Source organism: Streptomyces sp. BA2 (assembly GCF_009769735.1).
In the GTDB taxonomy this organism is placed as follows: Bacteria; Actinomycetota; Actinomycetes; order Streptomycetales; family Streptomycetaceae; genus Streptomyces.
Genome location: NZ_WSRO01000002.1, coordinates 7838532 through 7851283 on the forward strand (window position 1 = coordinate 7838532; position 12752 = coordinate 7851283).

General features: G+C 71.9%; 12 protein-coding genes. 4 read left to right on the forward strand and 8 right to left on the reverse strand.

What is annotated here, in order from left to right; genetic code table 11:
* Positions 1–24 precede the first annotated feature (24 nt).
* From E5671_RS37800 to E5671_RS37815, 4 genes are read right to left on the reverse strand one after another with little or no spacing between them, the layout of a single operon-like run.
* Entirely contained in the window at positions 25–1071 is a 1047-nt protein-coding gene (locus E5671_RS37800) for an NAD(P)H-dependent flavin oxidoreductase (protein ID WP_160510667.1), read from the reverse strand.
* A gap of 17 nt (positions 1072–1088) precedes the next feature.
* Positions 1089–1901: a CoA-transferase subunit beta gene (locus E5671_RS37805; RefSeq protein ID WP_160508581.1), complete on the reverse strand. Its 813-nt coding sequence runs from the start codon at positions 1899–1901 to the stop codon at positions 1089–1091.
* Positions 1898–2761: a CoA transferase subunit A gene (locus E5671_RS37810; protein WP_160508583.1), complete on the reverse strand. Its 864-nt coding sequence runs from the start codon at positions 2759–2761 to the stop codon at positions 1898–1900. The genes E5671_RS37805 and E5671_RS37810 overlap by 4 nt, the downstream gene beginning before the upstream one ends.
* Positions 2758–3561 carry an enoyl-CoA hydratase family protein gene (locus tag E5671_RS37815; protein WP_160508584.1) on the reverse strand — a complete coding sequence of 268 codons (804 nt, stop codon included), beginning with the start codon at positions 3559–3561 and terminating at the stop codon, positions 2758–2760. Before E5671_RS37815 ends, E5671_RS37810 begins: the two co-directional genes overlap by 4 nt.
* A 67-nt stretch (positions 3562–3628) precedes the next feature.
* Here E5671_RS37815 and E5671_RS37820 point away from each other — a divergent pair, with 67 nt between their 5' ends.
* Both E5671_RS37820 and E5671_RS37825 read left to right on the forward strand, forming a co-directional pair.
* A complete protein-coding gene (locus E5671_RS37820) occupies positions 3629–4420 on the forward strand; it encodes an SDR family oxidoreductase (protein ID WP_160508586.1) in 792 nt (263 codons plus the stop codon).
* A gap of 14 nt (positions 4421–4434) precedes the next feature.
* Positions 4435–5367, forward strand: coding sequence for an SDR family oxidoreductase (locus E5671_RS37825; RefSeq protein WP_160508588.1), 933 nt, complete (start codon positions 4435–4437; stop codon positions 5365–5367).
* A gap of 59 nt (positions 5368–5426) precedes the next feature.
* On the opposite strand, the gene E5671_RS37830 is transcribed toward E5671_RS37825, so the two are convergent.
* The 3 genes from E5671_RS37830 to E5671_RS37840 form a co-directional block, all read right to left on the reverse strand.
* Positions 5427–6887: a SulP family inorganic anion transporter gene (locus E5671_RS37830; protein ID WP_160510668.1), complete on the reverse strand. Its 1461-nt coding sequence runs from the start codon at positions 6885–6887 to the stop codon at positions 5427–5429.
* Between the two features lie 160 nt (positions 6888–7047).
* On the reverse strand, positions 7048–7419 hold the full coding sequence (locus tag E5671_RS37835; protein ID WP_160508590.1) for a hypothetical protein: 372 nt from the start codon (positions 7417–7419) through the stop codon (positions 7048–7050).
* 199 nt (positions 7420–7618) lie between these two features.
* The gene (locus E5671_RS37840; protein ID WP_160508592.1) at positions 7619–9043 is read right to left on the reverse strand and encodes a DHA2 family efflux MFS transporter permease subunit; all 1425 of its coding nucleotides are present in this window, start codon (positions 9041–9043) and stop codon (positions 7619–7621) included.
* 149 nt (positions 9044–9192) lie between these two features.
* On the opposite strand from E5671_RS37840, the gene E5671_RS37845 reads away from it, so the two are divergent.
* Both E5671_RS37845 and E5671_RS37850 read left to right on the forward strand, forming a co-directional pair.
* Complete coding sequence (locus E5671_RS37845) at positions 9193–9912, forward strand: TetR/AcrR family transcriptional regulator (protein ID WP_336605964.1); 720 nt, start codon at positions 9193–9195, stop codon at positions 9910–9912.
* Positions 9913–10006: 94 nt separating this feature from the next.
* Entirely contained in the window at positions 10007–11023 is a 1017-nt protein-coding gene (locus tag E5671_RS37850; protein ID WP_160508594.1) for an alpha/beta fold hydrolase, read from the forward strand.
* A gap of 16 nt (positions 11024–11039) precedes the next feature.
* On the opposite strand, the gene E5671_RS37855 is transcribed toward E5671_RS37850, so the two are convergent.
* Entirely contained in the window at positions 11040–12734 is a 1695-nt protein-coding gene (locus tag E5671_RS37855; protein ID WP_160508595.1) for a serine/threonine-protein kinase, read from the reverse strand.
* Positions 12735–12752: the final 18 nt, after the last annotated feature.

The window sequence follows — 12752 nt, forward strand, 5'->3', positions numbered from 1 at the left end:
GGGGGAAGGGCGTCGGAGGCTTGGTTAGTTCAGGTGCAGTCGGTCCACCACCTCGGCCGCCTCCGTCATCACCCCCGAGACCAGTTCCTCGCACGACGGCAAGTCCTCGATGATGCCCGCGACCTGCCCGGACGCCATGACCCCCGCCTCCGGCAAACCGTCCACCATCGCCGACTTCAACATCATCGGCGTATTCGCGGCCAGCAGGACCTGACTCCACGTCATCCCCTTGCCGTGCCGCATCGCAAGCCCGTCCCTGACCATCTCCCCCCACCCCATGCCGGATATCTTCCGGAACGCCGCCGCGTGCCGCACGGCCCGCGCGAGGGACGCCGCCCGACCCGACTTCTCAAGCGACGCGACCAGCTCCGTCCGCAGCATCCGATGGGGGAGGCCGTCCACCCGTGTCGTCACCGTGATGTCCTTGACCGAGGCGGCCAGATAGCGGGCCTTGACCGCGTCCGGCACCGTCGAGTCCGACGTCAGCAGGAAGCGCGTGCCCATCGCGACCCCCGCCGCGCCATAGGCGAGCGCGGCGACGAGCCCCCGACCGTCGAAGAATCCGCCCGCCGCGATCACCGGAATGTCCACCGCGTCCACGACCTGCGGCAACAGCACGGTTGTGGCGACCTCGCCCGTGTGCCCGCCGCCCTCACCACCCTGCACGACGACCGCGTCCGCACCCCACGCCGCGACCTTCTCCGCATGCCGACGCGCACCGATGGACGGGATGACGACCACCCCGGCGTCCTTCAGCTCCGTGATCAGCTCCTTCGAGGGGGCGAGCGCGAAGGACGCGACCCGCACACCCTCGTCGACGATGACCCGCACCCGGTCCCGCGCGTCGCCCGCGTCGGCGCGGAGGTTGACCCCGAAGGGCTCGTCCGTACGGGACTTGACCTCGCGGACGGCGGAGCGCAGCTCGTCGACGGTCATCGTCGCGGAGGCCAGGATGCCGAGGGCGCCCGCGTTCGCCGTCGCGGAGACCAGGCGAGGCCCCGCCACCCAGCCCATGCCGGTCTGCACGATCGGGTACCGGACACCGACCAGCTTGGTCAGCGCCGTCTCCATGCCCGCCGGGGCCGGCGTCACGAGCGCACCTCGCGCTCGCGCAGTCCGCGCGGGTCCACCACGTCCCGGATCAGCCGCAGTTCCTCCGCGGTCGGCTCGCGGGTGTACGGGACGTCGTCCGGCGTCGCGAGTGTGAAGCCGGTCGACTCACGCACCTGCTCGACCGTCACGCCCGGATGCACGGACACCAGGCGCATTGCGTGATCCGCCGCCCCGAAGTCGAACACGCCGAGGTCCGACACGACCCGGCGCAGATCGTGGAAGCGGGTCGCGGAAGGACCTGCCGCCGCCGCGCTGTCGTAACCGACACCGCTGATCATGTCGACCTTCTCGACGAAGACCCGCTTCGAGTGCCGCGGGATCCAGTAACTCACCGGGTTGTTGAGGGTGTTGACCGGGGCGCCGCGCACCCCGAGCAACTGGCGCTTGGGCCGCTCCCAGTCGCCGATGCAGGAGATGTTCTGATTCCCGAAGCGGTCGATCTGGCTCGCGCCCATCATCACGTGCCGCCTGCCGCCCATGACCATCGTCAGGTGTTTGCGGTACGGCAGCCAGCCCTCCGTCACCGCCGACGGCGCCCCCACGGCGGGCACATCGCCGATCAGCAGCGCCTCCCCGTCCGTGAGCAGCAGGTCCGGCGAGAACGTCAGCTTGGCCAGGCGGGCGGCGATCGAGGGGATCGTGCCCATCGGCGACGCGAGGATCTCGCCGGCGTCCCGCCAGGCCTCGGCGCAGGCGATCACGCAGTACTCGGCGCGGGTGACGGGGGCCGTCACGGCGGCCGTCGCCTCGGACGCACCGGCCGCAGCCGTCGGGTCGGTCCGCGTCATCGCTGCTCCTTGTGCCAGGTCTGGACGGCCGTTTGATAGTCCTGCTCGGTGCCGGTGAGGAAGCGGTCCTCGAATTCCTTCCAGGCGTCCGGGTCACCCGCGGCGGCGACGTACGCCTTCTGGAAGGGTTCGTCGCGGCCGTAGTCCGGCACGCACGACGTGAAGTGCGCGCCCTTGGGGGTCTCGGTCACGCCCGTCACCGCATGCCGGGAGATCAGCATCGTCTGCGGCGCCGCGTGCTCGGTGAGCTCGCTGGACTCGACGATCCGCTCGCACGACACGTACGCCGTGTCGGCCGCCTCGCAGAACAAGTCGTCGAAGTACGGGTCAGGGCCCAGATACTGGGCGTTGCCCAGGCGGTCGGCGCGGTTCAGGTGCACCAGCGCCGCGTCCAACCGCAGGGCGGGCACCGCGACCAGCTCCTCCCCGTCCTCGTACGGCGAAGTGACCGTACGCAGCTGGGGGTTGACCCGCAGGACGTCCGAGCCGAGGCCGGCGCGGATCGGCAGGAACGGCAGCCGCTGGGCCCCAGCGGTCAGGCCCTGCATGAACATCGCCTCGTCCAGCTCCACCAGTTGGAACGCGCCACGCTCGCGTGCCGCGCGGAAGTGCGGCTCCAGGGGGATCGAGTCGAGGGTCGTGAACGCCGTGACCAGCTTGCGGATCTTCCCAGCCGCGGCGAGCAGACCGATGTCCGGGCCGCCGTACGAGACGACGGTGAGGTCCGTGATCCCCGACCGCAGGAGGGCCCGCACCAGCGCCATGGGCTTGCGGCGCGACCCCCAGCCGCCGATGCCGAGCGTCATCCCGCTCCGCAGCCGCCCCACGACCGCGTCAGGCGTCATGGTCTTGTCCGTCATGCCCTGCCCTCCTCCTTCTTTCCGGGACCTGTCCCGGAGTCCGTTCCAGAACCCGCTCCAGAACCCGTTCCGAAGTCCTCGCGGATCCGGTCGGCCAGGCCGCTCAAGTTCGCCTCGAAGGTGAAGCCCTGCTCGAAGCGGTAGCTGCGGTGCACGTCCACGGGGTCGATGCCGTTGATCGCGGCCTTGGCGAACCGCAGCAGCGTCCCGTCCTTCCGTGCGATCTCGCGCGCCAACTCCAGTGCCGCGTCGCGCAGTTCCTCGCGCGGCACGACCCGCCACACGGAGCCGTGCGCGTGCAGCTCCGCCGCGGTGGCCGTGCGCGAGGTGTAGTACAGGGCGCGCATCAGGTGCTGCGGCACCAGGCGGGCGAGATGCGTCGCCGCGCCGAGCGCGCCCCGGTCCAGCTCGGGCAGGCCGAACGTCGCGTCCTCGCTCGCCACGATCGCGTCGGCGTTGCCGACCAGGCCGATGCCTCCGCCCAGGCAGAAGCCGTGCACCGCGGCCACGACCGGCACCTCGCATTCGTACACCGCCGAAAACGCCTCATAACACCCGCGGTTGGCGCCTATCAGGGTGCTGTGGCCGCTGTCCCGCTGCATCTCCTTGATGTCCACGCCCGCGTTGAAACCGCGGCCCTCGGCGGCGAGGACGACACAGCGCGTCCCGGGGTCGCGGCCCGCCGCGCGCACCGCGGCGGCCAGGTCGAACCACCCCTGTACGGGCAGGGCGTTGACGGGCGGGAAGTCGACGGTGACGGCCGCCACGCCCTTGTCCGGGGTGGAGGTGGAGACAGACATCAGAGGATCCGCTACCTTTCAACCAGGCCCTTCAACCAAACATTTGTTAGTTAGAAAGGTAGCAGCGATGACTGACACCCGACAGGTGGTCGTCGTCACCGGCGGCACCCGAGGCGTCGGCGCCGGTATCGCCCGCAGCTTCCTCGCCGCCGGTGCGCGGGTCGTCGTCTGCGCCCGCAGACCGCCGGAGCGCCCGGTCGAAGTGGCCGGTGCCGCCGCCGAGTTCCGGCCCCTCGATCTGCGCGACGCGGAGGCGGCACACGTGTTCTTCGCCGAAGTGGCCGCCGATCACGGCCGCCTCGACGCCCTGGTGAACAACGCGGGCGGCACGCCCTTCGGGCTGCTCGCCGACTCCGCACCGGCTCGCCAGGCGAAGATCGTCGAACTCAACCTGCTGGCCCCGCTGTACGCGTCTTCGGCGGCGTACGAGGTGATGCGAGGCCAGGAGGACGGCGGGGGCAGCATCACCATGATCGGGAGCGTGAGCGGCTCCCGCCCCTCACCCGGCACCGGCGCCTATGGGGCGGCCAAGGCGGGCCTGGAGAACCTCGCGCGCACGATGGCCGTCGAATGGGCCCCGAAGGTGCGGGTGAACACCGTCGTGCTCGGCTTCGCCCGCACCGAGAGCGCCCACTTGCACTACGGCGACGAGGACGGCATCGCGGCGGTCGCCCGCACCGTCCCGCTCGGCCGCCTCGCCGATCCGTCGGACGTCGGGGACGCGTGCGTGTTCCTCGCCTCCGACAGCGCGCGCTACATCAGCGGGGCCGCACTGCAGCTGCACGGGGGCGGCGAACGCCCTGCGTTCCTGGACGCAGCGTCCGTCAACCACCCAATGAATCCGGACAGTTCCGCATGACCGAGGAGTTCCGCATGACCTCAGCCGACAAGCCGGGCACGGGAATCTGCGCGGGCCGCGTCGTGATCGTCACGGGCGCGGGCCGCGGCCTCGGCCGGGCGCACGCGCGCGCGTACGCAGCCGAGGGAGCCAAGGTAGTCGTCAACGACCTCGGGGTGGGGCCCGACGGCTCCGGAGCGTCCGGCGGGCCCGCGCACGACGTCGTGGAGGAGATCCGCGCGGCGGGGGGCGAGGCCGTCGCGCACGGCGGTGACATCGCCTCGTCCGAGGGCGCCGCATCCTTGGTGCGGGCCGCACTCGACACGTACGGATGTCTCGACACCCTCGTCAACAACGCGGGGTTCCTGCGGGACCGGATGCTGGTCAATCTTGAGGAGGACGACTGGGACGCGGTGATGCGCGTACATCTGAAGGGGCACTTCCTGCCGCTGAAGCACGCGGCCGCGTACTGGCGCGGCGAGGCGAAGGCGGGGCGCGGGCGGCACGCGTGCGTGGTCAACACGAGCTCCGGGGCGGGGCTGTCGGGAAGCGTGGGGCAGGGGAACTACAGCGCGGCCAAGGCCGGGATTCTCGGGCTCACCCTGGTCGCCTCCGCGGAATTCGCCTCCTACGGAGTGCGGGTCAACGCCATCGCGCCCGCCGCGCGCACGCGCATGACGGAGCACACCTTCGCGGAAACCATGGCCGCGCCCGAAGGAGGCGGCTTCGACGCGATGGCTCCGGAGAACGTGTCGCCGGTCGTGGTGTGGCTCGGCTCCGAGGCATCGGCCGGTGTCACGGGCCGTGTCTTCGAAGCCGAAGCGGGGCGCATCACCGTCATGGAGGGCTGGCGGCCCGGACCGACGGCCGACAAGGGGACCCGCTGGACCCCGGCCGAGGCGGGCGACGCGGCGCTCGAACTGCTCGCCGAGGCCGAGGTGCCTCAGCCGGTGTACGGGGCGCGGTAGAGGCACGATGCCGCCGGACGGGCCCGCGTCCAGGGCCCGTTCGGCGCACGAGGTGACCATCAGCCCCCGGAGGCCACCCGCACCGGATCCGTGCCCTCCGCACTGTGCCGCGCCGCCCAGTTCTCCAGCGACGTACGGCACGCGTGGTCCAAGTGCCGCAGCCCCGTGAGGTCGAGCTCGATGGGGCGGTCCTGGGGCAGTGCCTCCAGCGCGTCGAGGAGCTTGGGGAGGCACAGGAACGTGGCGTGCCCGGACAGGTGGACGTGGACCGGGCCCGCGCCCTTGTCGACGACATCCACGTGCACGCGCGGCGTCTCCCAGGCGATCTTTATGACGGCGAGGGCCAGGCCGATCAGGACCCCCTCGAACATGTTCACCGAAACGATCGCCACGGCCGTCACCACCAGCACGACGGCTTCACCGCGGTGTTCGCGCCACAGCTTCACCAACTGCCGCACGGGAATCAGCTTGCAGCCCGCGTGCACGAGGACGCCCGCCAGCGCGGCGACCGGGATGAGGCCGAGCGCGGCGGGCAGCAGCGCCGCGAAGAGGAGCAGCCAGACGCCGTGCAGGACCCGCGACGCCTTCGTCCGCGCGCCCGCCCGCACGTTGGCCGCGCTGCGGACGATGACGGCGGTCATCGGCAGGGCACCGAGCAGCCCGCACACGGTGTTGCCCGCTCCCTGCGCGATCAGTTCCTTGTCGTACGACGTGCGCGGACCGTCGTGCAGCCGGTCCACCGCGGCCGCGCTGAACAGGCTCTCCGCCGACGCGATCAGCGCGAACGCGAGGACGGTGCCGATGGCGCCGACAGTCATCAGGCCCCCGAAGTCGGCGGCGTCCGGCATCCGCACCGCCTCGATGAGCCCCTGCACCTCGACCGTGGCCACCGGCAGGGAGAGGGACAGCGAGGCACCCGTGGCGAGCGCCACGGCGGCGAGCTGCGCGGGCACCACGCGGAGCTTCGCGGGGAGCCTGTTCCAGAACACGAGTACGGCGATGGTGCCCACCCCGAGCCCGAAGGCGGCGAGAGCACGCTCCGAGCCGATCACCCCGATGAGCGCCCCCGGCAGCCCGACGATCTTGCCGAGGCCGCTCGCGGGGGCTTCGCTGCCCGTCATGGCGTACAACTGCCCGGCGACCAGGACGAGTCCGATCCCGGCGAGCATGCCCTCGACGACGGCGACGGAGATGGCACGGAAGAAGCGGCCGAGGCGGAGAAAGCCCATGGCCAGTTGGAGGAGCCCGGCGGCGAGCACGAGGGCTCCGAGCGCGGCGAGACCGTACTCCTGCACGGCTTCGTGGACGAGGACGGTGAGTCCGGCGGCGGGACCGCTGACCTGGAGGCTGCTGCCGGGCAGCAGGCCGGTGACGAGACCGCCGACGATGCCCGTGATCAGACCGAGTTCGGCGGGTACTCCGGAGGCGACGGCTACCCCCACACAGAGGGGCAGGGCGACGAGAAAGACGACTACGGAGGCAGTGACATCGTGCCGCGCGCTCTCAGGCGCAGTGAACATCGCGCGGGCGCGGTCGAGCAGGGAGGCACGGGAAGGCTGCATGACGTTGACTCCTGAGCGCTGTGGGGGCGCATCGGTGTGACGTGGACCGGTGTTCGTGTCCGGTCGGCGGCGCGTCAGGCGGGAGGGTCTGACGGCATGGCCGTGCCGGAGGGTCCGATCAGCAGCGGAAGACCTGGAGGAGAGGCGGTAGTTCGCGGCCCGCTGGTCTCGTCTCGCGGTGGGCGACGGCAACGGGAAGGTACGCGCGCGTGCCGTCGGCCGGGGTCGTGTCCGTACGGGCGTGGAGCTGCGGAGCCGGATCGGGGGTGAGATCACGGCAGTGCGGGCGGCCGCGGGCCCGGAAGCGCTCGGACTCCTCCGGGTGCGTGTCGTCGCCGCACTGGGCGTACGGCGCCGTGGCCGGTGGCGTGCGGGATTCCACGGCGGAGACCGATGCGTTGACCCCGTGCGCGAAGAGCTGGACGATCACCAGGAGCACGGCGACCAGCGCCGCGGGCAGCACCCGCCTGTGTACTCCGGCTCCCGTCACAGTGGCAAAGTCCTCACGTGGCCGCGTAACTCACATGCTCACCAAGTAACTTAACCGCCAGAAGTGTCACCAGGGTGATCGGATGGTGGCACGGCGCGCGAGCCACCCTTCGATCAGGCGTACGTGCCGCCTGTGTGCGGGCAGGTGTACGTGCCGCGTTGCGCGGGCGGGGCGGCGCGGGAGCCCCGCCCGGCGCGGGTCAGTGCACGTGCGGCCCGCCGGTCAGCTGCGGCTTTCCGCGCGGTACGAGCGCGAACGTGGCGGCCGCGCTGACCGCCGCGGCCACGGCGCACACCGTGAACGCGTCCGTGAAGCCGCCGGCGGTTCCGCCGTCGATCCCCGCCGCCGCGACCGTCGAGACCACGGCGACGCCGATGGAGCCGCCCACCTCGTGGAAGGTGTTGACCACGCCGGACGCGACGCCCGCCTCCTCGTGCGCGATGAAGCCCAGCGCGGTGGTGGTGGCCGCCACGAACACCGAACCGAGCCCCAGCGCGGCGACGGACATGCCCAGGGCGACACTGGTCCACGGGTTGCCGCTCGGTCCCGCTCCGGTGAGCAGAGCGGTGCCGAGCCCCGCGAGCGCGAGCCCCGCGGCCGCCGTGGGCCGCGCCCCCCACTGGCCCACGAACCGCCCGCCCAGGTGTGCGCCGACCCCGGTGGCCACGGCCACGGGCAGGAAAAGCACCCCGGCCCGCAGGGCGCTGTAGCCGCGTACCTCCTGGAGGAACACCGACCCCAGGAAGAACAGCGAGATCAGCAACGCCGTCGCGACCAGCATCAGGTAGGAGCCCGCGACCACCGGACGGCGCCGCAGGACGGCCAGGTCGATCAGCGGCGCACGCTGCGCCCGCTCGACGGCGACGAACGCTCCGTAGGCCACGGCCGCCGCGGCCACCGGCACCAGCGTCCGAGGGTCCGACCAGCCCGTGTCGCCCGCCGCGACGAGGCCGTAGATGAGCGAGCCCGTACCGGCCGTGACGAGCAGTGCGCCGGGGATGTCGAGGCGGGCAGGCCGGGGCGCGCGGGCGGGGACGACGGCGGGCAGGGCGAGCAGCAGGGCCGCGCCGATGGGCACGTTGACGTAGAAGATCCACTCCCAGCCGGGGCCGTCGCTCAGGACGCCGCCGAGCAGGACGCCGATCGCGGCGCCCGCACCGCCGATCGCCGACCACACGCCGAGCGCGCGATGCCGGTCGCGGCCGTGGAAGGTCGTGGTGACGATCGCGAGGGCGGCGGGGGAGAGCAGCGTGGCCCCGACACCCTGCGCGGTACGCCCCGCGAGGAGAGTCGCCGGGCCCGTGGCGAGGCCGGTCAGGAGAGAGGCGGCGGTGAACAGGGCGAGGCCGAAGAGGAGGGTACGGCGCGCCCCGAGGACGTCGGCGAGCCGCCCGCCGAGCAGCATCAGACCGCCGAAACAGAGCGTGTACGTCGTGACGACCCAGGTCAGTGCGGTGCGGCCGAGGTCGAGCTCGGCGGCCATGCTCGGCAGTGCGACGTTCACGACCGTCACATCGAGCACCAGCATGAACTGGGCGACGCACAGCAGCGTGAGCGCCGCCCACGGGCGTGAGCCGGTGGGGGGTGGCGCGGTCGGGGTCGGGGTCGGGTGGGGGTGCGTCATGGCAGGTCCTTGGAGGTGAGGGACTGGGGTGGTGGAAGCAGGCGTGGCGAGCGTGGCCTCGCGGCCTCGTGGCCTGACGCATCTGAACTGTACTGGCTAGTTCATATGAACTCAACTGTTCAGTTCAGTTCGCTGATAAAGTGCGGCGCATGCGGAATGAGGAAAGCGGCGAGGTCAAAAGTGCGGGCCCCACCACCTCCACGGGCCCCACCGGCCCCATGACCTCCACGGGCCCCACGACCCCCACCGGCCCCGCGGGCCCGCGCGCGGCGCGTAAGCGCGAGGCCATCGTCCGGGCGGCGCGCTCGCTGTTCCTGCGCGAGGGGTTCGGCGTCGGCATGGACGCCATCGCGGCCGAGGCGGGCGTGTCCAAGGTGACCGTCTACAACCACTTCGGCAACAAGGAGGCCCTGTTCGTCGCGGTGATCGCGGGAGCACTGGACGAACCCCTCGACGCCTCGTCATCGGTCGCCGCGCTCGACGGCCTCACCGAGGCGGACGACCTGCGCGAGGCTTTCCTGAACGTGGCCCGCGCCTGGGTCGACGTCGTCCGCAACGACCAGGAGATGAACGCCCTGCGCCACCTCGTCGCCCGGGAGATCCACCGCTTCCCTTCGCTCGGCGAGGCGTGGGGACAGCGCGGCCCCGAGGGCCATCACCCCGCCATCGCGGGCGCGTTGCGCGAGCTCGCCGAGCGGGGGCGGCTCACCGTCCCGGACATGGAGACGGCGGTCATCCAGCTCTACTCCCTGCTGGTCTTCCCGCACCTCGTCTTCGGCTCGTACGGAACCGACATCAGCGACGACCTGACGGAGCGTCTCATCGTCGCCGGTGTCGACATGTTCCTGGGGTACTACGCGGCCACATAGCGCCACGGTGGCGATGCGCCCGCGTCGCCCGTATTGCGCCACCCGAAACCCCCGCGAAACCACCCCGGCGCGCCGCCCACCTACACTCCGGCCCATGGCGCGGATCCTGCCCTTCCAGCCCAGGCGGCTTCCCACCGGCGACGAGAGCGGGGCCGCCCTGCGGTTCCGCACCGTGCACGGCTACCGGCGCGCGTACCGCGTCGCGGGTGAGGGACCGGCGATTCTGCTGATCCACGGCATCGGCGACTCGTCGGCGACGTGGTCCCCACTGATCCCTCAACTGGCCCGCACCCACATGGTCATCGCCCCCGACCTGCTCGGCCACGGCGCGTCCGAGAAGCCACGGGCCGACTACTCGGTGGCCGCGTACGCCAACGGAGTCCGGGACCTGCTCGGCGTGCTCGGCGTCGAACGGGTCACCCTCGTCGGGCACTCGTTCGGCGGCGGGGTCGCGATGCAGTTCGCCTACCAGTTCCCCGAGCGCGTCGACCGGCTCGTCCTGGTGAGCACGGGAGGCGTAGGCCCGCAGGTCACCCCCGTCCTACGAGGTGTCTCGCTGCCCGGGGCCGCACTGCTGCTCTCCCTGCTCGGGCTGCCCGGCGCCGATCTGCCGGTGCGGGCGGCCGTCGCGCTGCTGCGGTTGCTCGACACCGGCCTCGGGCAGGACGCGCCGGAGCTGATGGGCCTGGTCGACGCGCTGCCCGACGTGTGGGCGCGGGCCGCGTTCATCCGCACGCTGCGGTCCGTCGTCGACTGGCGCGGCCAAGTGGTCACGATGCTGGACCGCTGCTACCTCGCCCAGGGCATGCCCACGCTCCTGGTCTGGGGCGACCGGGACGGCGTCCTGCCGGTCGACCACGCGTACACCGCGCACGAGGCGATGCCCGGCAGCCGCCTGGAGATCTTCCCGGGGGCCGGGCACTTCCCCTTTCACGCCGATCCCGTGCGCTTCCTCTCGCTCGTCGAGGACTTCATCGGGTCGACGGAACCGGCCAGTTGGAGCATCGAGCAGTGGTGGCGTCTGCTGCGGGCGGGGCGGCCGGGCGACGAGGCGTACGTCGACGCGATGGAGCGGCGGTACCGCGAGGCGAGCGAGCGCAGCGCGACCTAGGGTCTCAAGGCGTCTGTCACGCCCGCCAGACCGTCATGTCCGCGGTCAGGAAGCTGAACCCGTCATTCGGCAGCGCGGTCGACTTCACCTGGACCACGAGCAGGGCGATGTCTCCGGAGGGGTGCTTCACGCAGATCTCGCTGCCTGCCGCCACCGCGGCCAGCGGGAGGTCGTGGCTGTCGGCGCCCTTGAGGGCGAGACGGCACGAATCGAGGGTGGCACCCGGCTTGCTGTACAACATGGTGATCACGCTCTTGTCGCTCTCCAGCGAACACCTGTCCTGCCCGCAGACGAAGCGGATGTCGCCCTTGCGGTCCTTGCGGCGTACCGGCTCCCTGAGGCTCACGGAGTTCTTCTCGTCGAACCACTCCTGGGGGTACGCGATGGCTCGTGGCGGGGTGGACGCGTTCGAGGAGGACTTCGAGGAGGGGCGCGTCCCGTCTGACGACCCGTCGTTCTTCTCACCAGTCCCGGAGTCCGTACCGGCGGCTGATCTCTCACCGGCCTCGGATCCCGATGTGGACCCTGACGTGGACCCCGACTCGGACCCCGGCGTGGATCCCGACCCCCGTGCGGACGTCTCCGAACCGGACTGCGAGGACGTGCCCCCGCGGCGGAGCAGGTCCGTCGCGTCCATGACCGTCCACGTCAGGCCCATCACCAGCAGCGAACTCCCCGTCACGATGGCCGTGATGAGCGCGTTGCGTCTTCGGCGGGCCCGCCGCTCGTCCGGCCCCGACGGCTGAGGCGGCCCCTGCCGCGGCGGCGCGAACAACGGCAGCGTGTGCAGCGGGGTGGGGTGGGGGACCGGCGCCGGAACCATGACCTCCGGCCCCGTGACGTCCCGCCAGACGGCCAACCCCGCGCCCGCGTCGGTCTCCCGGCCAAGACGCTGCCGGCACCACTCGACGATCTCCGCGGGGGTGGCCCGCTCCGCCGGATCGGCGGCCAGACACTTGGCGAACAGCGGACGGAGCTGCGCGGGGAGAAGGGACAGGTCGGGCTCCGAGTGCACGATCCGGTACAGCACGCCGACCGAGGGCCCGTCCCCGTACAGCGGCTCGCCCAGTGCCGCGAACGCCGCGGTCTGGCCGAGCGCGAAGACGTCGGTGGCCGGGGTGACCTCACCCGCGGACGCCTGCTCCGGGGCCATGAAGTGGGGTGTGCCGACGGTGGCACCCGTGGCTGTGTACGCGGAGGTGGCGCTGGAGGTCAGCGAGATACCGAAGTCGATCACGCGCGGCCCGTCGGCGGCAAGCAGCACGTTCGACGGCTTCAGGTCCCGGTGCACGATTCCGGCGGCGTGGATGGCCTGCAGCGCCTCGGCGACCCCCGCCATCAGCCACAGCACAGCGGGCACCGGCAGCGGTCCGTGCCGGGCGACGGCCTCCGTCAGGGAGGGGCCTGGCACGTACAGGGTGGCGAGCCAGGGCGGCACGCCGTCCGCGTCGGCGTCGATCAGCTCGGCCGTGTAGGCGCCCCGGACCCGCTGGGCCGCCTTTATCTCCCGCCCGAACCGCCGCCGGAAGGCCGGGTCGTCGGCCAGCTCCGGCCGCACCACCTTGATCGCCACCGGCCGGCCGCCCTGCGTGTGCGACAGATAGACGCGGCCCATGCCTCCCGCGCCAAGACGGGCTGCGAGACGGTATCCGGCCACCACCGGTGGATCCTCCGCCCGCAACGGCTGGAACACCTCAGACGCATCGTTCATCGCCACTTGCCCCCCTGC